18 protein-coding genes, 1 tRNA gene and 1 pseudogene are annotated in these 26,165 nt (G+C 50.4%); 4 read left to right on the top strand and 16 right to left on the bottom strand.

The window, feature by feature from the left end:
* Window positions 1-58: 58 nt before the first annotated feature.
* The 7 genes from ACIPZB_RS21180 to ACIPZB_RS21150 form a co-directional block, all read right to left on the bottom strand.
* On the bottom strand, window positions 59-1,234 hold the full coding sequence (locus ACIPZB_RS21180) for a Wadjet anti-phage system protein JetD domain-containing protein (RefSeq protein WP_400642488.1): 1,176 nt from the start codon (window positions 1,232-1,234) through the stop codon (window positions 59-61).
* Window positions 1,235-1,239: 5 nt separating this feature from the next.
* A complete protein-coding gene (locus ACIPZB_RS21175; RefSeq protein ID WP_400642487.1) occupies window positions 1,240-4,563 on the bottom strand; it encodes an ATP-binding protein in 3,324 nt (1,107 codons plus the stop codon).
* Complete coding sequence (locus ACIPZB_RS21170; protein ID WP_400642486.1) at window positions 4,556-5,305, bottom strand: DUF4194 domain-containing protein; 750 nt, start codon at window positions 5,303-5,305, stop codon at window positions 4,556-4,558. Before ACIPZB_RS21170 ends, ACIPZB_RS21175 begins: the two co-directional genes overlap by 8 nt.
* Window position 5,306: 1 nt before the next feature.
* Window positions 5,307-6,803, bottom strand: coding sequence for a DUF3375 domain-containing protein (locus ACIPZB_RS21165; protein ID WP_400642485.1), 1,497 nt, complete (start codon window positions 6,801-6,803; stop codon window positions 5,307-5,309).
* Between the two features lie 725 nt (window positions 6,804-7,528).
* On the bottom strand, window positions 7,529-10,801 hold the full coding sequence (locus ACIPZB_RS21160; protein WP_400642484.1) for a DEAD/DEAH box helicase: 3,273 nt from the start codon (window positions 10,799-10,801) through the stop codon (window positions 7,529-7,531).
* Entirely contained in the window at window positions 10,794-11,621 is an 828-nt protein-coding gene (locus tag ACIPZB_RS21155; RefSeq protein WP_400642483.1) for a hypothetical protein, read from the bottom strand. The genes ACIPZB_RS21160 and ACIPZB_RS21155 overlap by 8 nt, the downstream gene beginning before the upstream one ends.
* 460 nt (window positions 11,622-12,081) lie before the next feature.
* Window positions 12,082-13,086: a hypothetical protein gene (locus ACIPZB_RS21150; protein WP_400642498.1), complete on the bottom strand. Its 1,005-nt coding sequence runs from the start codon at window positions 13,084-13,086 to the stop codon at window positions 12,082-12,084.
* 571 nt (window positions 13,087-13,657) lie between these two features.
* Between ACIPZB_RS21150 and ACIPZB_RS21145 the strand changes: the two are divergent.
* Window positions 13,658-14,608 (top strand): annotated as a pseudogene (locus ACIPZB_RS21145) (pyridoxal phosphate-dependent aminotransferase); the annotation flags it as partial.
* A gap of 238 nt (window positions 14,609-14,846) precedes the next feature.
* Here ACIPZB_RS21145 and ACIPZB_RS21140 read toward each other — a convergent pair.
* Together ACIPZB_RS21140 and ACIPZB_RS21135 are read right to left on the bottom strand one after the other, a co-directional pair.
* The gene (locus ACIPZB_RS21140) at window positions 14,847-17,105 is read right to left on the bottom strand and encodes a hypothetical protein (protein WP_400642482.1); all 2,259 of its coding nucleotides are present in this window, start codon (window positions 17,103-17,105) and stop codon (window positions 14,847-14,849) included.
* A gap of 331 nt (window positions 17,106-17,436) precedes the next feature.
* Window positions 17,437-17,799, bottom strand: coding sequence for a histone-like nucleoid-structuring protein, MvaT/MvaU family (locus ACIPZB_RS21135; protein WP_400642481.1), 363 nt, complete (start codon window positions 17,797-17,799; stop codon window positions 17,437-17,439).
* A gap of 781 nt (window positions 17,800-18,580) precedes the next feature.
* Between ACIPZB_RS21135 and ACIPZB_RS21130 the strand changes: the two genes are divergently transcribed.
* The gene (locus tag ACIPZB_RS21130) at window positions 18,581-18,850 is read left to right on the top strand and encodes a hypothetical protein (protein ID WP_400642480.1); all 270 of its coding nucleotides are present in this window, start codon (window positions 18,581-18,583) and stop codon (window positions 18,848-18,850) included.
* Window positions 18,851-19,007: 157 nt separating this feature from the next.
* On the opposite strand, the gene ACIPZB_RS21125 is transcribed toward ACIPZB_RS21130, so the two are convergent.
* The 3 genes from ACIPZB_RS21125 to ACIPZB_RS21115 form a co-directional block, all read right to left on the bottom strand.
* Window positions 19,008-19,562 carry a hypothetical protein gene (locus ACIPZB_RS21125; protein WP_400642479.1) on the bottom strand — a complete coding sequence of 185 codons (555 nt, stop codon included), beginning with the start codon at window positions 19,560-19,562 and terminating at the stop codon, window positions 19,008-19,010.
* A gap of 536 nt (window positions 19,563-20,098) precedes the next feature.
* The gene (locus ACIPZB_RS21120; RefSeq protein WP_400642478.1) at window positions 20,099-20,533 is read right to left on the bottom strand and encodes a hypothetical protein; all 435 of its coding nucleotides are present in this window, start codon (window positions 20,531-20,533) and stop codon (window positions 20,099-20,101) included.
* Window positions 20,534-20,566: 33 nt separating this feature from the next.
* Window positions 20,567-20,959, bottom strand: coding sequence for a DUF6957 family protein (locus ACIPZB_RS21115; RefSeq protein WP_400642477.1), 393 nt, complete (start codon window positions 20,957-20,959; stop codon window positions 20,567-20,569).
* Window positions 20,960-21,070: 111 nt separating this feature from the next.
* On the opposite strand from ACIPZB_RS21115, the gene ACIPZB_RS21110 reads away from it, so the two are divergent.
* The gene (locus ACIPZB_RS21110; RefSeq protein ID WP_400642476.1) at window positions 21,071-21,598 is read left to right on the top strand and encodes a helix-turn-helix domain-containing protein; all 528 of its coding nucleotides are present in this window, start codon (window positions 21,071-21,073) and stop codon (window positions 21,596-21,598) included.
* Between the two features lie 153 nt (window positions 21,599-21,751).
* Here the strand turns inward: ACIPZB_RS21110 and ACIPZB_RS21105 are convergent, their stop codons facing one another.
* The 4 genes from ACIPZB_RS21105 to ACIPZB_RS21090 form a co-directional block, all read right to left on the bottom strand.
* Window positions 21,752-22,663, bottom strand: coding sequence for a hypothetical protein (locus ACIPZB_RS21105; protein ID WP_400642475.1), 912 nt, complete (start codon window positions 22,661-22,663; stop codon window positions 21,752-21,754).
* A 159-nt stretch (window positions 22,664-22,822) separates the two neighbouring features.
* Window positions 22,823-23,860 (bottom strand): relaxase/mobilization nuclease domain-containing protein, encoded by a 1,038-nt coding sequence (locus tag ACIPZB_RS21100; protein ID WP_400642474.1) that lies wholly within the window; start codon window positions 23,858-23,860, stop codon window positions 22,823-22,825.
* Window positions 23,861-23,976: 116 nt separating this feature from the next.
* Window positions 23,977-24,270, bottom strand: coding sequence for a plasmid mobilization protein (locus tag ACIPZB_RS21095; RefSeq protein ID WP_400642473.1), 294 nt, complete (start codon window positions 24,268-24,270; stop codon window positions 23,977-23,979).
* 334 nt (window positions 24,271-24,604) lie between these two features.
* Window positions 24,605-25,987: a recombinase gene (locus tag ACIPZB_RS21090; RefSeq protein WP_400642472.1), complete on the bottom strand. Its 1,383-nt coding sequence runs from the start codon at window positions 25,985-25,987 to the stop codon at window positions 24,605-24,607.
* Window positions 25,988-26,062: 75 nt separating this feature from the next.
* Here ACIPZB_RS21090 and ACIPZB_RS21085 point away from each other — a divergent pair.
* Window positions 26,063-26,147: transfer RNA gene (locus ACIPZB_RS21085), tRNA-Leu, on the top strand.
* Window positions 26,148-26,165 lie beyond the last annotated feature (18 nt).

The raw sequence follows: 26,165 nt of genomic DNA, 5'->3' as shown, positions 1-26,165 counted from the left end.
AAAAATCATTCAATGATGGCACTTTGGCTATGTCGCAAATATGCAAATCATGTCGCATTTAGGCATCTCGCAATGATTGGAAGGTGCGCGTATCTTCCACCCACCTCATTAGGGCTTGATGCACCTCAGGGTGCGGGATGAATTCCTGTTCTAGCCTACCTTTGGCGCTTTCTACGAGACGTCTGAACAGAGCTGACTCAGAATCGGTCAGGCCAGCCGGGGGAATCTCTTGGGCCCGTACAGGCTCAGGCACAGCGGACTCCCCCCTGTACTTATCAAAGATGGCCTCATTCATCAGCAAGGAGGTAATGCCACCATGCTTTGCCCTTGCTCGAGCCAACATCTGCATTCCCCAGGAGTCCATGTCTCCCCAATAGCCTGCAGCTTTGTTACGGAGGGCTTCAGATCCAAGCCACGCCAAATCCAGACCACACCCAAGAATCGCGATCGTTCCCGGTAGATCGATCAGCTGATGAAAGCATTTTTCGTTTTCGACGATTAGTAGTCGCTCGCCAGGCAGCTCCACTCGGCCAAGCTCAGAGGTCGTCAGCTTCAGCCGTTGGTACTGGAGCAACCCAGCTTCAAGTGGCATTATCAGCACCCAGTGGTTTGACTCATCGTAGGCATCGAGAAAACCGCACAGGGATTGCTCTGAAGCTTCATCCTCGAACAGAACATCCAACATCTTTCGCAGGAGCACCTCGTTTCGCTCAAAAAACTTAGTGTCCACGCCATAGCCCGAGAGCAGCCGCAAAGGGAGACCTCTGGCACATCCCGGAGTCAGTTGTGACGCTACGATTGCGGCTTGGATGATCTCTGAACGGTCTCTGCCCTTCCATAGACCTCGCTGAATGACGACCAATTTATGGAAATGATCGGGTACCCGCTCTACCAGATACCCCATCGCCTCATACTCTTCTGCAATGCCCTTATCCTGAGTCGCAGAGACCCATTCTGACGGTGTACGTAGGCACCATTTAGAAGGCACCCTGATCGACTCAGCTCCATTTCTGTAGGAGGCATCTATCCATTCAACCTTGCCAACTCTAACCTGGCGCCATGCCTCCACATGGCTTTGAACGGTAGAGATACGCGTGTTGAAACACCTAGGAGATGGCTTCCCGATCTTGAGCTCCCACGGCCAAGCCGCTGCGTTCAGAAGTTGCTTGGAACGGATTCCTGCCTTGTTCCAAGACTCCACAAGCTTCTGCCGCAGCTCATCAGGTGATTTCATCGCCTTCACTGTGCCCCTGAAGGGCCATTGTCGCCTCCACCGTCCTCTTCCCCTTTACGATTGAGGTAGTAGCGCTCCAGCTCCTCCCAGCTCATTGAAACCAGGGAGGATGAGCCATCTTTTTTATGCACTATGATTGCGGTTCGTGTGTGGAGGCGCAGCAGCCGGAGCTCCTTGTTTGGTGTCACGAAGATTGGGTGCAGGCCAAACTCATTCAGCGCCGCGATGATCCGAGCAGCGACGCTCACAGAGGTTCTCGAGAATGCCTCGTCCAGTACAACGGTACCAAACAGAGGCTTGGTTTCACCCACTGGGCACAGGGCGTACCCCAGTGCAGCTGTCAGGATGTAGGAAGCTATGATTTCCTTTTCACCGCCACTGTCGCCATATGATCCTTTCCGTCCTGCAGATGCTTCCTTGGTGAGCGAGTCGACCACTGCGACTGAGAACTCGAGCCTGAACCTTGAGTCAAGCATGGCCCGGGCGCCCATTGTTTTCCGCTTGTCACAAGCCTTCCTTAGGCCCTCTACCACCACTCTCAGTGCTCTGTAATGGGTTTCGCCGACGTCATCGGTGAAGCGAGCGGTGTTGAGCTTTCGCTGAGCGGACTGCAGAGATATCAAATCCTTATGAATAATTTTGGTCGTTACCAACCGAAGATACTTCCCTGGCAAGAACTCCACACGCCGAAGAGTGTTATTGAGCTCTTGGATGCGCTCTTCGATAAGCACAACCTCTTGCTCAACATAACTTAAAAGTTGTGTGACACCGTCATCAGAAGAACGATTCAGATAATGTAGGAACCGCTCGACCTTTTCTGGCAGAGCTTCTGTGGTCAATATCCTCAAACGTTCAAGATACGTAGGGACATCATCGATATCTCGACCAGCTTCTGCTAAAGCGCCGGTGTCGACACTTTTGGCATCAGACATTATCTTGATAAGTTCACCCTCAGCATGCGCAATTTCATCCAACATCAGCTGAACAGCATTTGAATGAGTGTGAAAGAATCGTAATTCAATGTTGTCTAGATCCTCCAAATCACCCGCACTAATCGGCGGGAGATACTTAACAAGCACCGCACGCGCCTCAGGACTCAGCCCCTGCTCCGTCAAATCCAATGTTTTGCGTAGCTTCTTGATTGCAAAGTCCAAACGATCCGTCAACCTGGTATTGGTGTCACGAACTTGGAGATACTCGCCTTCAGCTTCTTCTGCAGCTTTAGAAGCGCCCTCTAAGAGCAGCTTCGCCGAGGCCACATCAGAATCTGGCCGGGTCAGATAATCCAACTGTCCCTGCAAGTCCGTCAGCTGATTCTCTGCACCAACTAGGTCTATAAGGTCAAACTCAACCTCATTAATATACTGGTATATCCTACCAGCCTCCTCCAGCTCCCCCAACCGATCACGCGCTGCCACCAGAGCATCCGAAGCAATTTCGAGTTGTTGAGTGGCACCAGCAATTTCTTGATTCAAGTAGCTCAGCCGATCACGGTTATCGAATCCAGTAAACCAATCAGAATGCAGATGTCGCTGATCACGCTTCTCAAAGAACCGGGGCTGGCCAGACATCATTCCTTCTTTTGTCATAGCATGAGAGGTCACCAGCAGGTCATCAACACTGTCAACACAATGACGATCGCACTGAGAAAGTAACGCTTCGACGGTTCTTTTGTAAGGATGCTGCTTAAACTTCAGCTTCTTAACGTAACCATCAGTGAAGGTGTCTCTGATTTCAACGTCCTTACCGACCTCGAGAACTCGCACATGCAGGTGATTATCACGACCATTAATCCACTGCAGGGCCTGCTGGGCCATATCAGACGGAATGACGACACGAAGTCGATTCCCTCCTATAGCACGCTCAATTGCTCCCCTCCACTGCTGCTCGTCCTGCTTTACCTGCAGCATTTCAGCCACGAATGGCAACTGGTCTTCATCTATATTTAAGTGTTGTGCGAGCTCACAGCGAAAATCATGGTATTTGGTTGGCACGTTTGATCCGGGCCGAGCCTTGACCTCATCTAACTCAGCTTGCAGTCCATGGAGATTTACCCTAGCGTCAGACTCATTTATGCCCAACTGGAACGCATCGGAACGCTGCTCGGAAATCTGCTGCGCCAGAGAATTATACTGCTGGCTCGCCAAAATTTTGTTGTCTAAAAATACAGATTCGGTAAGCTGACAATCAAAACCTAGTCTACGCATACGCGCCTGATACTGTGAAGATTGGGTTGTCCTTAAAATTCTTATGGACTCCCACTCGCTCACCCGCTTTTGCAATTGATCGATGCTGGCCCCGCCCTTTTGCAGGTAGGCTTCACGATACATCTCACATTGCTGCTTCAACTCATTCCGTTGCTGAGCCAACTGCTCCATTTCATATACGGCTTTTTTAACCTCGTCCTCCAGCTTATTCTTCTGGGCAGACCACAGGTGATGAGACTGCTCCGCAAACCAGGTGGGGGCTAACTCAGTTACTAGCTTTTGCTCATCGAGTGTTTGAGATTTATTCTGAAAGTCCTCCCAGGCCTTGGCAATGGGTTTGAGTTTGTGCGCTTGCGCACGGGCGATCTCTAATTCCTGGTGAATGACGTTCAGGTCATCGAAACTTTTGACGACTTCACCTGCCCTCTTGAATGCAGAGCGGTCATCCAACACTAAATCTCGGAATATTGAATCAATGTCCGTCAACTGCTTAACGCCAGCAGCGCGATTTAACAAAGCAAATGCATTATCACCGACCTGAAATAGAGCACGGACTTGGGCAATGTAATCACGCCTAACAGGATGAACATTAAACCCTTGAACATTCTTCTCAAGAAGCTCGAGCCCTCGCTTCCCTTCTTCATGGAAAACAGCAAGCCAAGACTCCAAAGACTGCTCAGGATTCGTACTAAATATCCAATACTTACCAAGCTCCGCCATGGCTGAGCTAGTGCCTTCAAAATGGAAGACCACCCCTAACCTAACGAGCTGATTACCCCGGCAAAAGGTGGCGCAGATAGCCGTAATCGTTTGACCCAGGCGAGTGCCCCGCTGTTTTGGGTTTTCTCCATCACCCAAGCCTTGCACACCCCGCACGTATGAAACCAAATCCCTGTCGCTATCATTACCGCCAGTAGATGCAAGGTTGTAACGAGGATATTGGCAAACCAACGTCATGAATGCATCCACTATCGTGGTTTTACCGCTACCTGTAACGCCAATGAGAGCCGTCCCTGCAGGGTCGATAGGAACAGGGTGTAGCCCATTGAAACTACCCCAGTTGTAGAGCATCAACTCGGTCAGCACATAGCCTTCAGGGCTGCCGTTTGGTGAGTTAATCATCAGAGTCATCTCCTTCTTCACCCACAGGTGAGAACTGATCTGCACTGAAGTCATGAGCTAACAGCCACTGGAGTAAAGCGGTTAAACTTTCAGGATTGGCCACATGCGCGATCAACGGACGTATCGTGAACCGGTCGCTATGCTCATTCATCGATATTAGGTGGCGGCTTCTCAACTTTTTCAGGAGCCCCATTGCTCTTTTCTTATCTTTGAAGTCGGCTCCCCGCTCTCCAAGATAAGCCCGAAGCTGAACAATGACATCATCCACTGTCATCTGGGGTATTGCAGTGCCTACCCCATTCTCCATTTCGCACTCAATCAGATATTGACGCAGCACAGCAACCAACAGTGTTTCTTCGAGATTGAAGGATTTGTGAAGAATGAGTGGATGCGTCCACCCCTCCGCCACTTCAGCCGTCTCATGGAGAACTCGAATAAAAACCAAACCCCTAATTTCATCAAATTGGATCTTTAGATCGAAGGGTTCGACTATCTGACTCACCAGTTCGGCGTTGCCTAATGCAGTTTGATATAACCGCTCATAGTACGCCTCCTCGATGAAACCGTGCTTAAACAGCTCCTGTACAACCTCCCGAATTCTGCGGGGAGTTCTCTGATCGTCATCGTCAATGTCCGAGATATCGAGGCTTAGGTCTTCAGGCTCTGGCTCCTGCCCTGGACTCTCGTTCGGCCCATCCTCATCAGGAGGGTTGCCTGTCAATTCATCAAAAATACTTGGCATGTCAGAGCCCCCATTTGATATCGCGAAGCTTCTCGCTCTCAAGTTGGGTGAATGGCAGGTGGAATCGCCACCGCCGATCGTCTGCGTCTGTGAGGTCGAACGGGGCAGTCTGAGCGTCATAAACGTCAATGCCAGCCTCACGAGCCATGGTGATCCAGATGGTGAAGCACTCAAGGTCATGTGTAGGAGGGAGGAATGAGGCGAGCTCTGGAAGCGATAGTGGACGCCCCTGCTCAGCCAAGATCCTCAACGTCGCCTTAATAAAAGCATCTCTATCAAGCCCATCAAAGGAGAGCCAGAACTCTTCCTCCATCTGCTCAAGCGACACGCGGCGCCGACTGAGATCGAGAACTGGGGCAGCTTCACCTGTAATCCCCCTGAAACGCAGCCTTTCGACTACAGGCACCTTGTACAAGGCCATACCTATAGGAGGCAGCGGCACTTCAAGGAGCCGTATAGCTTTGCGATTCCAATCGAGCTTGACGACAACACTGAAAATCTCGTTCAGCAGATGTCCAACCCGATGATGCTCAACCACAAGCCCGGTTTTCATGAAGCTTTTGACGTCCCGCTCGCTCCGAGCCCTGGCTTGCAAAACCAGCGCGGTTTCTTGAATCAATCGCGGCACTAAACGCAGCAGCTCAAACTGCTGTGACTTGTTGAGTGCCTTGGGAGCAGCTGGGTGGCGCATGATGTTCTGAAGACGGAGCCTCATTTTCTTGAGCTCGTCAGTCCACAACTGCTGCAGGAAGCTATCGAATACCCTACCCTCGGGCGTGTTCAGCAGTGCTTCTTGACCATCGAGAAGGTTATCGACGATCTCACCCCTGTGGAATTTCTCGCTAATTATCGAATGCCGCAGTTCTCGGTCGGCATCACGCCAGGAGTCCTCCATCCTTCGGAAGTCGGCCAGCAATCCAATGGCAAGTCCATACACCTCTCGAATGGCTTCAATCGCCTGCTCGTCATCGAATACAGGAATAAGTCCAGCTTTCGCCTTCTCCAGCTCAGCCTGGAGCTCCTTGATCCGACGCTTCAGTGCCAACATCCTGCTTTTCGGATCTGAGTTCAGATGCGTTTCAAGGTTTTCAATCTCCCGTTGCACTACTGACAGCCGTGAGGCAGTCGACGTCATAACACGGTCTTCTAGAGACTCGGTAAACCGGAAGGCACACTCGAGGAAGTCGGTCGCGTAAATTCTGCCACTACGCTCGACAATTAACCGACGATTGATCCACTCCCTGAGCTCTCGATTAGCCTCCTGCAACTCATCCCCTCGAGGTACCTGATAGATCTCTGGATCGGAGCAGTTGGCCAACGTGTCGGCAATCGAGCGAAGTGCATCACTCATCTCGATGCCATCCTGACCGGGCTCGAAAAGCAGCCGCAGGCTGGCAAGGAAAACCGGGGCACGCCGGGAGGCGAGAACTAACCAAGCGGGATTTTGAGTACGGAACCCTAGGTAGTGCTCAGCCCTCTGTTCTAGATTTTCTTCCATGGGATGGGTACCCCATAGGTAATTCGCGGCGAGTGGGTTGTGCCGCTCGCGAGATAGGCCACCGCTGCGCTATTCGCCCGATCAAGCGTAGACCTCTGGCGATAGGTGGCAAATTCACTCGTGCGAGACATGACGTGAGCTACCGTACCACGGTGCCGATCATCTCCAATCAACGACTGATTTTTCTTTTAAAGTCATAGGATTAAATGCCATATGACCGCCCATCTGAACTACTGTCCGAAAATGACAAATAGCTGACGGCGAGCACAAAAAAAGCCCTAATACAGGGCTTTTTGAGATACGTAAGCCTTCGATTAGTCAGCGCTACGCCAGTGGTCTGGGTTTCCGACACTGGTGTTCCGCACACGAGCAACGTTCGGCTTATGACCAAGCGCCTTAGCTTTGGCGATCGCATCTGCTTGTGTCGGGAACGTGGTCTCGACCAGCTTCCCACCACCCGCCAGCTTCAAGTGATACCCAGTGATTGGGCTGCCTTCTGGACGACCAGTTGGCTGAGGCTCTACATAAACGTTCGGCATAGCAAACCCTCTGAAAGCGCCGGATTGGCACTCTTACTATGATCAACGGAGACATTGATCACAATGGATCCAATCAGTGACTTAGGTCTAATTGACACGCTCATCAAGCCCAATCTAGTTGACGCCGAGCAGAAGTATCCTTGGAAGAGGTACATACAGCCAGCCCCACCCGCTCAATAACCAATATCAACTATCGAAACCCTTTAACAACTCAAGCATCAAAACTCCACTCACTTCAGATCGCACCACGTCCAAGCTCACATTCGGATTGAGATCAAAACTTTGAAGATGGCGAATATATGCATCATATGTAGCCACCCTAGAACTCCCAACCATATTTTGACGCAATACAAATTGGTGCCGATCATGATCACCAGCTCGTATCATCTGTGGCAGCAACTCAATAAATTCCAGAGGAGATATTTCGGACTCCGCGTAAACGTGAGCAGCCACCTGCCCTATCACTCCACAAAGAAAACCAATATCGGGAGTCAATCTAACTACGAACCGCCTTGCATGATGCGAAGTTTTTGACTTAGTCGCCTGCCTAGATACCTCCCCCTCATTCTCTCGAATGAATGCGAGAAGCCAATCTTCGATTTTAACTACACTTAATCCTGAGCACCACATCTCTACTAGCTTTTTCAGTGCAGAGAGGATTTTTACTCTCGCATCATTACCGGGCCGATAAGCCCTGGCGAATACAGACTCAAGAGCACTCTCACGCAAGAAAGCATTGAGGTCGGTAGGGTTTTCCGAAATTATATCGAGCGCCCATCCGACCCAGGCAGAGGTAGAGCGAAGCTCGCTCGGCAGTGCTATCAGCGCCTGAGCAAACCTAGCAATAATACGCGGACTGACCCCATTACGAATAGCCAGTTCCTTCTGCCAGTCATCAGCCTCCGGATCAGCTAACTTTTCTTCTGCAGCTTTCAAAACAACCCGCCGGCCGTCCAGCCAAGTTTCCGCAGCATTGGCATTTAGAGAACTCCGCTGAAAAAATCCGAATGAGCGTCTGACAATGCCATCTAGACCACTATCACCCTGATGGGTGACTGCATTCAGCCTTCGAATCAACGCCTGCATTCTCAGATCATCAGCAGAAGCCACCTCAATTCGATCAAGTAAGTAGTCGATAGGATCGTAAATTATTTCGCAAGCATCCTGCTGAGCAAACGTGGTATACAAGTCTTGATTGCTAGAAGCAATAGCTTCATCTAACTCAATAACAATTGGCTTAGCGGGAATGACGACAGAAAGCCCTGTAGCGGCATATGCCGCTCGGCCCGCTCGACCAAGAGCGTTCAAAATCTCATGCGGGCGCAGATCAGTTCGAGGATTCCCAGTAGGGTCATCAGCGGCACTACGGTCTGTTCCTGCCAAAATTACAACATCGCAAGGTAAATTTAGTCCTTGGGCGATGGTGGAAGTAGCTGCTAGAACGTCAAGCCCCAACTCTTGCCTACCTCTTTTATTGCGAAAAGCGCCCTCCACCAATCGTCTTTCTAGTGGAAGAAGGTCGCTGTGGTGAACGCCTGCGCGTTTGGATTCCACATCAAAAATAGCAGAAGCATCACCAACGTCCTCAATGATGGTTTCACGGATTAATCTTTGATTTTCATCTAGAACAACAGAGGGTGGAGGCAATAACTTATTGATACTCTCCGCAACGGAGCTACACACCCTTACATCACTACAAAAGACCACCACTCTCTTGCCTATGCTCGCAAAATCTGCGGCAAGCGTGGCAGCCAATTCATTGCGATTAGCCGTTAGATAACCTTTATCATTGATATTTAAAAAGGGTTTAGCATTAGTAAGACTTTTAATAGCAAAGGTTTCTGTACGCTCAGGGTGCCATCCTGCGACTAATGAGAAGACACCGAGCGGTTCGGATGCCAGCCGGCTTCGCTCTTTTTTTGTTTCTCCTTGAGCGGTGACCTCTATCGCTGCCTTAAGTGCATTCTCGTCATAAACGACACATGTCCTTAGCTGACGCGTGGGCTTCCACGGATCGTCAAAGACATGCACGCTTCGGCCTAATACATGGCCGAGCCAACTAGCGATCTCATTGGCATTTGAGACCATTGCGGACATGAGCAGAAGATCAGCAGTTGGACATAAACGAGTAAAGCCGAGAAGTGACAGCATAGCGTCAACTGACCTCGAACCCACCTTAATACTCTTTGGGTCTACATCCATACCGATGAGGTGGAACTCATCAAACACAAGAAGCCCGACATTCTCAAATAGTTCTGGAGCGAAGCCTAAGAGTGCCAGGCATCGTTCAGGCGTCATAACTGCGAATGGGGGAAGCGCATCACCAAGTTCTTCAAGGGCCTTGTCTTCGACGCTCACAGCCTCAATGTCTGCTAAATGGTGTGAAAAGTCGCTCTCGATCTGGTCTACTAACGCATGCGTCGGTGCCAGATAAACTACTGATCTCCCAGAGCAACGAACCGCTGCAATCTTCAGCATAGAAAGCGTAGTCTTACCTGAACCAGTAGGCGATGTCATCACCATTGATTCCCCGCAATTCAAGTAACCGCTCTTGATTGCCTGCTGATGATTGACCCATAAAAATGGCCGGATTTTAGATTGGCTGATAGTCCATTTATCCCATTCTCCAAAATCGACCCCTAAAGGAGTTGCCAGACGCGCAAGCATGGACGACCTAACGCCTTCAACCATTGCTAGTAACAGGCTAGCCAAATGATGCGGGCCCGCATATTGATAATTAACCACATCTGACAGCCCTGGTAAATTCTCGGTGGTCGCCCTCGACAGATCTAAAACCTTATCTAAAGCATCCTTTACGTCTATTTCATAATCAGAGCCGTGCGCCTCAGCTGCAAGACCTTTGACAGCTACAGCACACTCATGGAAAAGCAGATCCGCAGCAAACTCACGGCTATCGCGCCCAATATTCACCTCTGAATACATCGCGTCTATGGGATACTCTCTCATCAAGAGAGAATCTAGGCGTCCCATAGCTAACTCTTTGATAGATAATATCAATGCGTTTCGCATTGGCGAATTAGCATCGCCGACCGTGAGGCGACTAGCAGCTTCGGCAGCATCTGCAGAGCGATCTGCAACAAGAAACAGCAGTGTCGCTGAGATTGCGGAGTCAACAGCTTCAGCACTTAAAAGTATGCGTTTATTATTTTCCGCCCTTCTAGCCATCGATATTACTTGGTGAGCAACACCAGCAACAAATGCAGCAGCTCGCTTTCTCTCAGGTTGTATGTCAAGTGCAACATATGCTTCAAATGTTGACGCCAGTCGTCGAACCCTGGTCAGAGTTTGCGTGTCCGAGTCAGCACCCCGTTGTATAGCCAGGCGTGCTGTTGCAATTTCCACATGAGCAGCTGTCAGTAGGGTATCAATTGTATCTGGATCAAATTCGGGCAGACCAGGAGCGCTCTTCAACAGCGCACGAGAGCTGGAGTCAAACACCATTAATCTCCTTTACTTTCTTGACGACAGCACGCGCAAATTCATCCAAGCCATCGCGAACATCATTGAATGCCAGAACACCACCCGTGCGTGAGCTCATCGCTCCGCTAACCGTGTCTGAAAAACCATTCATGAGCTTCTCAAAGCTACCAGTAACACTATCCCTTATATTTTCCCCAGTAGCCACACAGACTCTAAACCGCCTCGCTTCCTCCCAGACGACTCTACCTATTGCACTCTCTGTACTTACACCGCCAACTCCCTTGAGCAATGTGACAAGCTCAGCCAAAATTTCGTCGTCACGATCACCATCGATTATCTGCTTCAACTCGGGCCAGACCTTCGACGTAATCAGCCCCCTAGGATTAGCCGAGGCCTTATCCTCAGATATAATGATACTTTCGACTTTTTCCTTTTTCTGATCAAGCTCAAGTACAAAACCGTCGAACCCCTTATCTGCTTGACGCACATGCGGCGACGTCATGACACCATTTGGAACTGAAAGTCTTGTAACAACCCAAGATATATGCTGAAACAGAAGACCATCGCGGTGGATCCTTGAGTTCTTTATCTGCTCTGGGGTCTTTGAGCTATCAGCCGAACTGAAAACCTCGAGTTTATTTATCACATTAGCAACAACATTTCCAAAAGGCTCAACCTTTCTCGTTGCAATCCGACTAATTACTCGCTGAGCATTCTCCTCCTGCCTCAAGTACAAATAGGCGACAATTTCTACGAGCATGCCTTTTTGTAGAGGATCAATCTCCCACTCCGAGAACGTGCATTCACTAGAAGCAACTGTCTTTTGGCTTATCGGCATATCCAGAATCCATCCCACATCTTATTAAGCAGCAAACCTAAAGCTCTCAGACTATCAATTAGACCGACCACCCCACTCTCCCTATAACATATAAGCGCACTAAACACCCAACCACCCGCGAGTCAAAACAACTAACATAATAAACCTAACACCCATAACCACAGGCAACAGCACCCGTAACTTTGGCGCAGGCGAGGCCACTTTTAAATGCACGAGCGCCCGCAAATGATAAGAGTAGTCTCGACGACGTAATCGTTAGGATGCGGGTAGGTCTCGGTATCTATTAGATAGATGTTTTTCTGTGCGTTCGAAGCCTTCCAATAGACAGTGCCGCCGAAGTCAATACCAACGCCTGGGCAGAGCATGTACCCCCTTCCCCAGAGCACAACCTGCACGCCTGCAGGGATGGGCAATGCCATGTAGGCCGCCAAACCTATAACTGGATTACCCATGATTCTACCTATACCGTGACAGCGAATCGCTGGGGATCCAGGGCAGAAACAGCGGCGAAGCCGGAACCTTTCTTAAATCTCATGCTGTGAACAAAGTTTTTCATGGCGTCTGATGGATCGATCGCCTCTAGGTTGAGGCTCTCGACTGTAGCCCTAGAGAACGCAACACTCAGGATTGGCTGATCTTCCATATGACCTGTTGAGCTGTTCAATACGTTGTCTATTGCGGTGACGATCACCAGATCATCAGGAAGGATTGCGAATAGCTCTCGCCCAACCCTCAGAGCACAGCTGCAGACATAGTCCTGGTGGAGCTCATTGAAGCGCCCAATCGGCATCGCCTTTGTCGAAAGCTTGCCACTCTTGAGCAGCGACTTGATTTCTGTGGGTATCACGTGGGAACCGTGGATAGCTAGCTTCGCTTCCAGCACTCCCCCCTCATGGACGATCACTTGAATAGATGAGCCAAGATTTGAAATCTCCTCAAAGGACTCAAACACCTCGATGGCATCGAGTTTTGCCTGGCGATCACCATCAAGAATTCGCTTAGCGATGTCGAGCTCATCCGCCCAATCGGAGTGAGTAACCTTCCACTCATCAAACTGTGCTTGGAACAACCGTTCATCTTCTGTAGCAGCTGCAGCGATCTTCGCGATCAGCGCTTCCCGTTGACGGTTTTCCAGCTTGAATAGCTTAGCCCAGAAGTTTGGACGATAGGTTGCCGAAGCATGGATAGCGGCCTGTTCAAGGGCACCAATTTTCAAGGGCTGTTGAGGCTCGACCTTGGATAGGATCTCCTTCCACTTCACCGGCTCCGCGCATTCCTTATGCATTGAAAGCAGGATATCGATATGGTTCTCATAGACCTCTACTTCGTAGGCTGCCTGCTCCAAGGCCTCCATTTTTGCGAATTCTCTCTCGCGCTTCTCGAGCTCGCGCTGACGACGATGAGCATTGCGCTCCGCTCGCCTGGCTGATGCCTGTAATGACCGCACAGTCCCCTTCCAGCCCATCACTATGCTCCACATCCTTTGGTGATGGCACATTAGCATAACTGCATACACCGCTTGAACAGCCTAGTTCTAGCAGTACAGCGCTAGGCCATGAGAAGATTTGTACTCCTTATAGGCAAACCTTCAGCTGATACCATGACCGGGCTGACACCAGTCGCTGCTAAGGGGCTAGATAGAACATACTTGCACTGTGTCAAGGATCGATAAGATGAGTGATATATGCAGCAGATAGCACAAGGCTTCCAAGCCATCACCTTGCGAAACTTGCTTTCACCTAATTTTTACACTGGCTTAGGCAACCTTTAGCTATCCCTACGTGTGATAGAAGCTACCTTGCCCGTCTAGCAGCGGGCTTTCTTTTGCCTGTTGCCCCGCTTGCCTGGTCAAGCAGGAACGTCTCGAAGCATCGGACTACTGGGTTCGTCAGGACGGACAAGCAGTTGAAGCAGCTCCGCGATCAACCCTTCTGCATCACGTTGGTAAGCTTCAATCCAACGGTACGACCAAGCTTGAGGAGACCCCTCATCCTCCCACTCGGCCAATGCGATGCCATTGACGCCCCTACCTCCGAGATGCGATTGGAACTTACCTGTCGAACCTACACAACAAGCCGATCTCCTCTAAACGTGTCGGCGTAACTGGCTCAGGGGTTGCGGCAATCATGCTTGCCGCGCAACTGATTGTTGATCCGGGGGATCGAGTCGTCGCAGTCACTCCCCTGTGGCCAAACCTGGTCGAAATCCCCAAGATTCTCGGTGCCAACGTAGAGCGAGTATCGCTGGACGTAAAAGACGGAAGCTGGACACTTGACCTGGATAAGCTGCTGAACGCATTGACGCCCGGCACCCGCATGCTGATGCTGAACTCACCCAATAACCCGACCGGTTGGGTGATCGACCAGAACAGCATCGATGTGATCCTGGCGCACTGCAGGAAGCTCGGCATTTGGGTATTGAGCGACGATGTTTATGAACGCCTCGTGTTCGACCCAACCATCTCGTCCGCTCCCTCATTCCTGAAAAGTGCTGACCCCTCAGACCGGATCATCTCTATCAACAGCTTCTCCAAAGCCTGGACGATGACCGGCTGGAGGATCGGCTGGATCGTAGTACCCGAAGATCTTGAAGATGATCTCGCGAAGATCATCGAGTACAACGGCTCCTGCATCTTTGAGCCAGTCCAGCGAGGCGCCTATGCCGCAATCACGCAAGGCGAATCTGAGGTACTGGCTGTACGCAATCGGCTGATCGACACCCGCAAAGTCCTGCTTGATGGCCTCAAAGATGCTCCCGGGGTGGAAGTCCCTAATGCCGGCGGTGCCATGTACGTGTTTTTCAGGGTCGATGGCTATCCCGATACCACTGATCTGGCAAGTAAGCTGATCAACCAGGTTGGATTGGGAATTGCACCTGGTTGTGCCTTCGGCCCTGAAGGAGCCGGCTGGCTCCGGTGGTGTCATGCGTTCGATCAGAAACGTCTCCAAGCGGGAATCGATCGTCTGCAAGACTTCCTTCGTCGATAAGCGCCTTTCTTGACTAAATGGGCACGTAGGAAAGCACCACCCCTAAAGCCCACGACTCATTGCCCAATGAGCTGCGTCGTAGCCCGGGCGGTGGATTCCTACAGAACCGTCGCTCGGGAGCAGCCGATGAACTTGGGCGACGTCAGACTAATCCTGAAAAAGTAATCCTGCCCAAGCCTGCTACTCGATCCCGCGCTGGGTATTAGACAAGCGGAGCGCGTAACCTCGCTTCCTTCTCCTACAAATCGACATCGTCAAAGATATTTCGCCCCCCCGCCTGCGCAGAGGGGCGGATCAAATCGCTCCGTCCAACGGCAGGTTCTTCGCCCCGTTCCTGCGAGACCTCACTAACCCAGTCGTCGACTCGACGTCTTTGAGTGTCTACCACATCCTCGACCCCGGGCCAGTCTGGGAAGATCGTTCTGATCCACTCCAACTCGTCAATAAAATCAGAAAAGTGATAATCGGGATCGTTTTCGTAGCAATAAGATTCCTGCAAGGACTGGCGAATCCTGTCCAGGTCAGGCAACACATGCTTCTGTACATCGCTGTAGAATTCTTCACGCTCCTGGCTAGTGAAGAACTCATGCATTTCCTGATCGCGAATGTACCCTAGCTCATCATCGTCAAACACAAAGTCATGGATCTTGGTCGAGATAGCATCCCTAGCTGACTCTGGAAGAAGGCCTTGCCGAAGCAGACGTAAAGCAAGATCAGCCGACATCGTAAATAGGCTTCTCGCAAAGTCCCTAACAAGGCTCGAGCTCAACTCTTCATCTGTTTGCAAGTAGACGGCCAGGAATGCGTCATCAGCCCTGCGCTGCAGGAACGAGTACAATCTGCCACGCCTTGAACGCGCCATATCACCACTGCAACTGACGTACTGATGGCATCGGCTCGCGATCACTTTGAACATGCTTGCGGGTAGGATCGTGGCGTTCTTGATATCCACGTCGCCGCACGTCACTAGCTCCATCAACCGCTCAATCGGAGTACCATCTACAAAAATCTGCAAATGATCAGGACTCTGAGCGAGTATCAACGCAAACGCATCGCCTATCGTAGGATGTTTATATCGCCAAAAACGTCCCTCAGCAGTATCTGCCAACTGCACAAAGCTTCCTCGAAGGTTCTGTAGCGCCCGGATGCAGCCGGCTTGGTTTCCACCCAACCTTTCAATTGCCTGGATCTCGCTCCCAGACAGATTTACGGGGCTTTCGATTGCTCCATGCTTCATGTAAAGCAAAGCTAGCGCGGCCTGGCTTTCATCATCCATACCCTGCATGGTTTCTACGAGCCACTGCTCCTGCTTCGCCACAAACTCATCGATATCTTTCTGGCCAATCTTGAGAGCTCTGGTGAACTCAACGCTGCCTAAGCGCCGAGCCGTCTCGGGAGCGAACTGACGGTGAGCCGCCACCGCAGGTAGGTACTCCTTCAGTGCCGAACGAACTCGCTGCGGTTGGTTACCAAGCTTCACATGGTTGTACAGAATTTCTGACTTTTCTTGAGAGGTCAGCTCTTTCACGTCGATGACGACCTGGCTTTCCTCCATCAAAGGAAATGCCGTTTTCTTGAGGTCACGCCTGGCGCTGTTGTAGATGTAATCGCGACTGGTCAACACGATTCGGTGGCCGCTACGAATCATCGTCGAGAGTGCCGGGAGTATCCGGTTCCACTCCATCACCATGTCCGCTTCGTACTGCATCGCCCCGAAGGCGTCATCAACCCATATGAACTGTGACGCTTCCTCGGTATTCCAGTGATCTCGTATTTGCTCTGGCCTCTCCAGCTTCAATACGAGACTTTCCCATTCGTCCATCGCACACATGGCCATGAGCGAGGCGATCGTCGTTTTGCCAGCAGCTGGCTCCCCAACCAAGAGTACAAAGCCATGCTGCTGTAGAGCCTGAAGGGCTTTGCGATAGGTACCGGTTACTACCAGCTTTGAGAGATCGGGCAGCTCGGTCAGTAGCGCCTTCGTTTGCTTGTACCGCCTCTCATCTAGGATCTGGCTTAGATCACCCAGACCGTACAACCGGGGCACATTCATGCGCAGCTTGCTACTCAGCTGGATCTTGCCGCAGATCCACGTAGAGTCCAGCAAGAGGACGTGCTTGGCCCCCGCACCTTGGAATGCCTGCTTGATCTTGCGATGACTTTCCCCTGTGCAACCTGCGTTCGTCATGAGGACATAGACGTCACATACTCCCTGAGCGACGAGGCGGCGCACCTTGGTGAGCTCTCCTGCCACATCGGACAGGGAAAGGTTGTGCTCCCGGCGCGAAGTGAACTTGCACTGGATGACGAATTCGCCTTCATAGACCTCATTCGGCTGAGGCGACCACGTACCTCTGAATCCTCCGTCGCGCCCCCCGTCGTTTCCCTCAAGGAACGTCTCCACCGTCTGCCCCAACACAGTGGAGGCCACAGCCATGCACAACTGCTGAAAGCTGTGCCAGCCCAAGAGGTGAAGGTCGTATTTGGGGGTCGTCATGAGGCGTTTGATCCTTGCAGCCAAACCAGAGGCTAGATAAATGCCATCATAGCGAAATCACCCTGTTCGCGAGCTGGGTCAAAGCCAGGGCGGTGTCAAAAAGTGGTGCCTTCTGGCTCTGGTGGGACTGATGAACCCTGGCGACGATCCCAAGAGGCTAACGGCTAGAATTAACCAAGCAGCCACACGCAGGGCAACCGTGAACCATCCCCAAAGCTAGCTCGACACCTGTGGGAGATACAGGCTGGCTGCCAGGATCACGATTAACGCCGACCTCAACGAAAGATTGACCATAAATGAAAAGGCCTCCCGAAGGAGGCCTCTGCGGAGTTTATTGACGCCAGGTCTCTACAGCCTCTGCGCCATGCTCGCTTTTCCACGATTTGAGCACGGTGTGGTTGCCACCCTTAGTCTGGATCACTTCACCGGTATGTGGGTTCTTGTACGTCTTAACCTCGCGCGGCTTGCGAGTGCTTGCAGTCTCTGGAGCTACGACCTGACGGCTGTTCGCCTTCGGATCAAGAATGTTAATGACGTCCCGCAAGCTATAGCCATACTCACCCAGGAGTGCGCGCAGCTTGCTTTCAAACGCCATCTCCTCTTTGAGGCCATCGTCCTCTTTCAGGGCTTCGAGCTCGGCGAGCTGAGCTGCGAGCTGCTGTTCTAGGCGGCGGTATTCGGCAAGACGTGACATTAGGTAGATCCTATGCGGGTTAACTGGTTTTAAGAGTACATTGGGAGCATCCCTTTTTGCTAGTTAAACATTACCGTGCAGCGACGACGGCAGGGACGTAACAGTTTTGTAGAAATGGAGGAGCTGCAAGCGCCCTACCCTATACTCGACTGAGAATGCAGCGAGAGATCGCAAGAACTTAATCATGAACAAGAAGAAAGCCGGGGAGCGGAAATGCCACGCGAAATAGCTTTGTGAACAACAGTCACGAGCCAGGGATCTCTACGACCGAGGACTTAAAATCATGAACAGCTCAAATCAATTGAATTAATACGCAGCGCAAACTCAAAAATAATTCCGTCACGCTAAAGTTTTTAAAAAAGGAGCCGTTTATTTAGTTATACCACAACAAATTGAGTAAAAACCTCATGAAAACCGAGTTAAATACATTCCTCCCCCTATACACCAATACCAAAGAGCACCAATTCGACGTTGCATTTTTCTCACACCCACATCTGCAAGAGCAATCCTGCTCGCCCTCCTCTGGCACCTATCTTGTAATTATCGAGCGTGAGCCCGACGATAATATATTCCTTACCATTGCCGGCATGAAATTCAGATTCACCCCCAATCAGGCCGACGTCCTTGGTTCAAAACTACTGGAGCTAACAAGTTCCAGTGATTCAGAACCACCGACCAGCTAAGAAAGATCCGAGTACTATCACTGAAAAATGCACCACTAACTCAAGTTTTCCAGCAACAACCGTTTAATTCATTAACATTCTGATCGATGGACAACCCCATGAAACTACCCTTCAACAAATTCTTCAAAGCACAATCGCAGAAACTCGCTTATGAAATGGCATTCTTCTCGATCACACACCTTGACGAAGATCATGATTTTTCTGAGTCAGGTAGCTACCTTGTCATGATAGGACTCGATCCCGCCAAAATGATAATGCTTACTGTTGGAGGCGTTGATTTCACGTTCACCACCGCCCAAGCGAATGCTCTCGGATCAAAGTTACTCGAACTGGCGAGCACCGGTGGCTCAGAGACGCCCACTATTTGAGAAACACGAACCCACATGCAAGCGGAGCACGCAGGCCGAACCGGTCGAAGGCGTGCAGGATGAAAGCCCGCAGGGCCGAGACCGCGATGCGGGCTCGGTTCACGACAGCCTGGCCGCGCAGCGGCACGCCCAGGCTGTAGCTTTCAGGCAAGATCGCTTACTTGTGGAGCTTACTGAAACGCTCGATCACGACGCTTGGTGCGACGCTAGGCCATGCCTCAAGATTCCCAGACTTGCGCCAGAAATTGATAATGCTCCAGACAAAGTACAATGCGGGCACTGCACCACCAAGCATTGAATAGCTGTGCAAGACAGGCATGGCTCCCGTTCGAGGGTGGTCTGCGAGCACCGGTAGAAGCGCAAGAATAAATACCGCCACGTATGCCACCGCGAACCAGATAGCTCCGTAAAACAACATGTAAATCGGTGTCGCCAAGCGGAGCTTCGTCAATGTGCGAATCCGTCCACCTTCCTCTTTGAAACCATAGACCGCGCCTGCATTCTTAAGTTTGTTCCTCGACTTTTTGTAGACACAATAAAAGTCGTAGTGCTTGCCCGCCTCAATCTCTTCGTACAGCTGGATAGGAATGACAGTGTTTGGCACTAGCACACCGTCAATTTTCATGATCACTTGAACACTTCCTTCCCTATGTTCAAAGACCCGAATGTCTTCAAGTTTTCCTGAGACCTTAATGTAATCGGGGATTAACACGATGTAACTCCTGTCAAAAAATTCCTCTGCCTGGCAATAGGCAAAGAGAGACCTCAAGCAGCTCCAACCAGAGCTGCCCTGTTCAAAAATTAAGATTTAATGGAGCCGGCTTGGACTGTTGAAAAAGCTTTTAGCCCCTACCTTCAAAAACTCACGCAACCCCGCACGCCCACCATCCCTGCGGAAAGAAGCAATCACGTAACGAGAGCGTTGAGTCGTTGCGATCCAAAAACGTCCCTCTTTATGCAGCGACTGGATGTCTGAGCTACGCAGATAATGACCGTCCGCAAACCGTCCTTCTGGACTCGCATTCACGTGCCCGAAAACTACTCCCACAGCGCTAGCCGCGATGATCTGTGTATTCACCAAGAAGGCAGTCACCGGCTGCGAATACCCCTGGCCCACAGCGCGCGCTATGCGCAGGAGGTCAAAATCCGTGTACCGCCGGCTGTGCAAATCGATGGAAAAGGTATTTGACGCTGACACCTAAAGCTCCTTGCATGGCTGAGTCCAGCCAAACTGATCACAAAATGGGATTACACCGGCGCTCGGTACAGCTCTCTCAACTGCCGGAGCGAGCCATGATCAAGCTCACGCTCATGGGAATCGTTGTAAATTTCTCCACTCTCAACTTCTAGTAGGCATACGGGGCAGCCATTCTTGTCAAAGCCCAAGGACACCGATGTAAGTCGCTCCATACGCCAACGTTCAGTGCCATTTAGTCGCGCAGGCGTGATCACTTGGACATCCTCAATCACGAGATCGTCGCCCTGAGCACTGACAAGCTCATGCAATCTGGGCTCGTCGTTCAGCATTTCTTCACTTGAGACCAGGCGACCTTCCATCCGTCTCTTCACGCTCACGTGATACCAGTGGGTCGCCAGCGCCCTGGAGACCCCATGCCAGTGCGCGAGCCCTTCACCGAACATACCCGGCACACCTGCAATATCTGTCGCGTTCGTTCTAAACATCAGCCTCAGCCACCGAACTCATTGTCGTTCGTGTCAATAAAAGGAAAAGATCGTCTTGAGCGAAGCCTTCTGCTCCGCACCCTCCCCGACTAGCACGTACACGGTGTTCCGAGTCTCGAAGAGATACCCGTCCTCGAGCGCAACGCCGATGCTCGAACGCACCCAGTTGGCTGGCTGGAAGCGGCCTGCGCTATCCGCCACCACATTGTGAGCAAGGAGAAACAAGGGGATGTTGCCAGCAGCCGCGACCTTCGCTAGCTCAGCTTCGGTGAGCTCCGCACGAAACAATGTCCACTCCCGAACCAGACAGTACGCCTTACCCGGGTAGCGGCCAGTGACAAGCTCAATTAGCTGAGCCTCGTCACCACTTGCGCCCTTCCTTCGCTCTGACGGTTCGCTGAAGAGCTCAATGTCGGTGGTTTCCAATCTCTCACCTCGCTGGTGCTACTGCAGAGAAGCTTGGTGGCATCCGACCACCCCTCTCTCACGTCGATGTGCCGTCTAGGGCCATCCATGAGATACGGATAATACATTGAATTGCAGTTTATCCGCAAAGCTCGACATGGCTATATCCTGAATTTTGGATTTACTATGCAGCTCAGGATCGCTTTTGCGGGCGTGCTACGTGCTTTTCGTCTCGTCCGAGGCGCTCGGTACGCCGACCTTTCAGAAGCTACAGATCGCACGAAAATCAGCGCCCTGGAAAATGCCAAGACGAGCATCACCATCGAGCAGCTCGAGCAGATTGCTGAGAGCCTCGACGTCGACCCTCTCGCCATGCTCGCCATGTCTATTGCCAAAAAGCAGAATGAGCCAGCTCTGACAGTAGTAGGAAGAGCACTAACCCACGTGGCGGCGTTTGAAGCGGAGGGAGGACTGAAGACGCTAACCGAACAATTCGACGAGGCCGGCAACCTCATCAAGCGAAAGCGTGGCAAGCCCCTTAATGCTGACAACGAAGCAGCTGTCCTAGCATTGAAAGCCGCTGGCATGAAACAGCAGCAGGTGGCAGAGCAGCTTGGCTTGGCACTAACTAGCGTGCGTGATTATTGGAAAAAATCGTGAACAACCTATCCGGGTACACCAACAAGCGTGTGGGGAGAAACCACAAGAACTGCAGAACCACTGCATTCTTGAAGTAGCAATATCCTAGTTCTGAAAATCAAGTGCTTGGGATAAACGCTCTGTCTCCCGGCGCAGACGTCATTGAGTTTTTTGTCACACTACAACATATCCAACTGTTGTTTTTTTAATTATCCCCAAGGCCTCAGCAGCCTTAAAAATTTCGCAAGCTCGAAGGTTTCCGATTCTAGCGTTTTTGGCGAACTCCTTGAGTTTCACCGGCGTTCCAGGGGCCAGAGCTCGCACTGTAGTAGATAAAACCTCCAAAATTTCGTCATTGGAACCTAACAAAGTTTTCGCGGTTTTTGGCGTTTCTGGCTCCTGTTTTTGCTGGGGCACGAGGTCGTTTCCAAGCGATGGCGTCTCGACCTGTAACGAATTGATTACATCCATGCTGGAAGATCTAGCATCGCGGACAGCACTCAAAATCAATGCTGGTACGATCTCCAGAGCCATCGCAAATCCAATGCACAATAACTCAGCGAGCAAAGGTGGTAGGCTCGACGCTTTTGCCACTGTTGACTTGATCTTCGCAGTCTCCATAGAGCCAGCGTTGATACGTGCCAGGGCTTGAGCACGCTGTACTGAAGTACGGGAACCAACTGACTCCTCCAATTCCAGAGCTTTGGAAGGCATTCCGCGAGTACGGAGGTCGTTGGCTTGAGCTGTTGTATCAGAAAGCGTCTTATCAAGCTGAGTGATCAAAGCAGAGTCTTTTTGAGCCAGCTTTGCTAAGTCAGAAACACGCTCGCTGCTCATTGCCTCATGCCTGGCTTTGCTGAGGTTGATAGAGCTCATCATTCGATCATAAGTTGCCCAACCACTGACCGCTGACAGTATCAAAGTAGAAACAATCATGAGAGCTGCGCCAACGCCTCGAAGTACGCGAATAGCAACAGGCCAGGCCAGGTATTTGTAAAAATCCAAAAGCACTGCAGCAGCGGAAAAAAGAAGTGCCACACTCTTATCATCAATCAAATTGTACATTGCAAGCGCGACTGAAATCATAGTCACACTCGAAAGCAAAATCGCGATTACAACAAGCAACACCAACAACCTACTACTCACTCCAAATCCCATACTAAGCACCCAGCCAAACCGAATGAAGAAATTCGTAAAATACAAATACAACCAAGACTTTCAACAACAAAAACTTCTACACGAAAACTACAATACAATTCCCTCATCGCGATCAGCCATTTGAAGGCCATGACCAGGCTTATATTCAATATACTTACACCTGAGGAAGCACTCCCGTGGCTTAAACAAAGCATCAAATAGCGCTTCGATGAGCTCTAGAATCTCTTTTATCAGCTTTTGGACTTGATACTCCTTTGCTGTGAACTTGACGTAAATTGGTTTTGATCTGCGTCCAGACAGCGGGACGAACTCGTAGTAGTAGAGTCGAGCTCTCTCTTGCTCCTCGCTATCTCTTCGTGAAATCTCGACCTCAAGTTGACGAATGGTTTTTGAGTCATAATGTATTCCCTCTTGCGTGATCAATTTATGCCACGTAAATCTGGAGCGCTTTAGTTGCCTGCCGCTAATATATTTACCATTAAATTCGAAACTGATTCCTTTTGGCTGACCTTCATGATTTAGTGTCAAGTTTATGTACACTTTCTGGCGCCTTAGAAGGCGTGTGAAGGTGAACATGTCGCCATCGACCGCGTTCGTGGATTCGATTGCTCCAGCGATTTTTGCAATGAGTCGGTGCTTGTGTGGAATCTCTCCATCCTTAATAGAAGCCCGGAGCTCTGCGTGGCTGATGGCTACACCCCAGGTATCCTTTGGACGAGGGGCTTTGTAAAGGCCGAACATGTCTTCAATTTCTGAAACTGAGTTGATGCTCTTTTCTCGCTCCCACCCGTCATCGACCATCAGAAATTTCTCATCAAGACGAATTCGGTTAGCTACTATATGAACGTGCTGATGATTTCTGTCCAAGTGCATTACAGCGACATATTTGTTGGTCTTCTCAAACCCAAGATCAGACATGTACTTCTGGACAGCCATACGCCATTGATGCGGCGTGAGGGCTTCTCTAGGGCGTAAAGCAAGCATGGCGTGAAAGACGGGCCGAATATTCTGATCACTGTCCTGGGACATCCTGCGAAGCCTCTCGACGCTGTCGAACTCTCTTATGATCTCATTGAGATCCGACTCACTGCCGAATAACAGCTTTGGAACGGGATCTTCAGACATGCACTTGAGATCGATTGTTTGCAAGCCGTGGATCTCATGATCGTGCTTAGTACACCCGTAGATGTACCGAAGTCTTGCTCGAAACGATCCACTAGACTTCCTGAATATCTTTCCAATCACAGTGTACCCCCAGTATTGATCCTGTCGATTTCCTTGATTTTTTTAATAAGATCGGACTTGCCAGCCGATGAATTTACCAAGATCGAAAGTGCCATTAACTCTCGCGCTATTAGAACTACGTCACCACTAACTTTGACTTGAGGCTTGAGATTGGCAACGAAGTCTCTGATGAATGCCCCCACTGTCCTATATCCAGCTTCTGCAATCTTCGTCTCCAACGCCCTGAGCTCTCCGTGCGTCAGCCTGACAGTTATTCTCTTATCCTTCCTATCCTTTTTTTTATCGATCACTCGGCTCACCATTTTATTATTCTAATCTGAGCATCTACCCGCGCAACACCCGAAGGGCTGTGAGCATCCTTCTGTCTGACATGGACACAACTGGCTAAAAATAAGCTCTAGACTTATTGTGCAATTGGAGCCTTTAGTGCTTCAACAGTTAACTCAAGAAAGTTCAATGTATAACCAAACCTTCGCAAGGTGCGAATGCGAAACCGCAGCACAAGAGTGCAAAACCGCAAGAACACAAAGCGAAATCACAGTAGTCAAGTGCGAAATCACAAGACAATACTGCGACGTCGCAAACAACTATTGCGATTTGGCTTAGAGACAGTGAAAATTGGGACTAGAGCGATACTGACTTCGCGTCAAGTATTTTGGTGTCGAGCGGTCTCAAAGTGTGCAGAAAGCCACGACAAACGTATTCTTTATCGACCCCGGCATTGGAGTAAATCTCGTCTTCGACCTTGGTTGTAGCTCGTCGAATCTCTGAGAGATACGCACTTTTATAGCCGTCGGTAACGTCGACGGTCTGCCCCTTACCATCATGATTACAGAGAACCTTGATATAAAACGCGCCAACCCCTGCACGCTCTGCGATTGAGATAAAGCTGGCACGCAGGATTTTTCGAGGTAGGTGCTTACCGCCTAGCAAGCTCTTGGATACCTTGGTCAAAAAGTCCCTTACATTAGACTCACTGATCTTTGGCTGATCGACTCCAGAAAACACGTAGTCACCGCTATTTTGCTTCATTGCGTACAACAACTGGCAGTACGCAGTATCGTTAAGTACCAGATGGAACTCTTCGGAATTCTTCAGAGCATCGGACTCATCGACCTTGTCGCGAGAAGGGAAAACAATTGATCTCGTCTTATGACACACATAGCTCTTTCTAATCTTCTCGATCTCACCAGGGCGAACGCCAGAAAACAGCATAAATAGAACAGCTGCAGATGCTGTTTTAAACGATGTTGGAACCTCACGCACTGGCCTGGCATCACCAATCTCAATCGCATTAGAAATAACAGCGCCAAGTTCATTTGGATTTACTCGAATTTTGTCACGATTATTATCATGCCAATTGCGAAGCGCACTCATGATCTCTACAGGATTGTAAGCATAGATACGCGCCCCGACTTCATCCTTGTAAAAAACAATTGCATAAGAGAATATTAAGCCGAGGAGAGAGACTGCTTTATTTGCCGAACGATTGCGCGGCGGGCTCATTTTCCCATTGGCTCTCATGACCGGCGCAGTCGTTTTAGCATGCAGCTCAAGCACAACGTCATTCGTCACAGCAATCAACGGTAGATCACCACACATAGCTCTAATGTAGTTATCATAGGTTTTCGTGTAATCACCGATAGTGCTTTTAGCAAGCTTAGCCTTTTTAGCAATCATTGACTCAAACGCCTCACTGACAGTGATGCTTTCTCTTAGGTTTTTTTTATGCTCCTCGATCAAAATCACATCGAGGTTAGCGTATGTCTTTTCCGCCACTTCTCGAATAACCGGTAGTTTCGTACTCTTGTAATCAAATACATCAATCTTGCGCCGCTGGTCTTTGCCGTTGACTTTACGAACTACGTAGAAGGTTTTTCCACCTGCCTTGGTTACCCGTAAAGCCAGGCCTTTGACATTTGTGTCATACACATAGATCTCTGACTTACCTTCAGGGCAAACCAAGTCTCGAATTGCATCCTTGGTGAAATTGATCTTCAGTGCCACGCTCACACTCCTTCCCAGCGTCTAAACCGTTGATTTCCGCATGATTTTCGTGTCTAATCGCCTGCTTCACATCGCGCCCCGATGGTGAAATTGGTAGACACATCGCACTTAAAATGCGCCGCCGAAAGGTGTGCCGGTTCGAGTCCGGCTCGGGGCACCACGAAACACCCCTTCCCTC

This window comes from Pseudomonas sp. NPDC089396 (genome assembly GCF_044749545.1).
GTDB lineage: Bacteria > Pseudomonadota > Gammaproteobacteria > Pseudomonadales > Pseudomonadaceae > Aquipseudomonas.
The sequence above is the reverse complement of the archived record's forward strand: the minus strand, read 5'-3'. Positions and strand labels throughout refer to the sequence as shown.

What these genes read in the sequence shown, in the direction of transcription:
- ACIPZB_RS21180 (WP_400642488.1), bottom strand. Translation starts at nt 1,234, where the DNA reads ATGAAATCACCTGATGAGCTGCGGCAGAAGCTTGTGGAGTCTTGGAAC.
- ACIPZB_RS21175 (WP_400642487.1), bottom strand. Translation starts at nt 4,563, where the DNA reads ATGATTAACTCACCAAACGGCAGCCCTGAAGGCTATGTGCTGACCGAG.
- ACIPZB_RS21170 (WP_400642486.1), bottom strand. Translation starts at nt 5,305, where the DNA reads ATGCCAAGTATTTTTGATGAATTGACAGGCAACCCTCCTGATGAGGAT.
- ACIPZB_RS21165 (WP_400642485.1), bottom strand. Translation starts at nt 6,803, where the DNA reads ATGGAAGAAAATCTAGAACAGAGGGCTGAGCACTACCTAGGGTTCCGT.
- ACIPZB_RS21155 (WP_400642483.1), bottom strand. Translation starts at nt 11,621, where the DNA reads ATGCCGATAAGCCAAAAGACAGTTGCTTCTAGTGAATGCACGTTCTCG.
- ACIPZB_RS21150 (WP_400642498.1), bottom strand. Translation starts at nt 13,086, where the DNA reads ATGGGCTGGAAGGGGACTGTGCGGTCATTACAGGCATCAGCCAGGCGA.
- ACIPZB_RS21140 (WP_400642482.1), bottom strand. Translation starts at nt 17,105, where the DNA reads ATGACGACCCCCAAATACGACCTTCACCTCTTGGGCTGGCACAGCTTT.
- ACIPZB_RS21135 (WP_400642481.1), bottom strand. Translation starts at nt 17,799, where the DNA reads ATGTCACGTCTTGCCGAATACCGCCGCCTAGAACAGCAGCTCGCAGCT.
- ACIPZB_RS21130 (WP_400642480.1), top strand. Translation starts at nt 18,581, where the DNA reads ATGAAACTACCCTTCAACAAATTCTTCAAAGCACAATCGCAGAAACTC.
- ACIPZB_RS21120 (WP_400642478.1), bottom strand. Translation starts at nt 20,533, where the DNA reads ATGTTTAGAACGAACGCGACAGATATTGCAGGTGTGCCGGGTATGTTC.
- ACIPZB_RS21105 (WP_400642475.1), bottom strand. Translation starts at nt 22,663, where the DNA reads ATGATTTCAGTCGCGCTTGCAATGTACAATTTGATTGATGATAAGAGT.
- ACIPZB_RS21100 (WP_400642474.1), bottom strand. Translation starts at nt 23,860, where the DNA reads ATGTCTGAAGATCCCGTTCCAAAGCTGTTATTCGGCAGTGAGTCGGAT.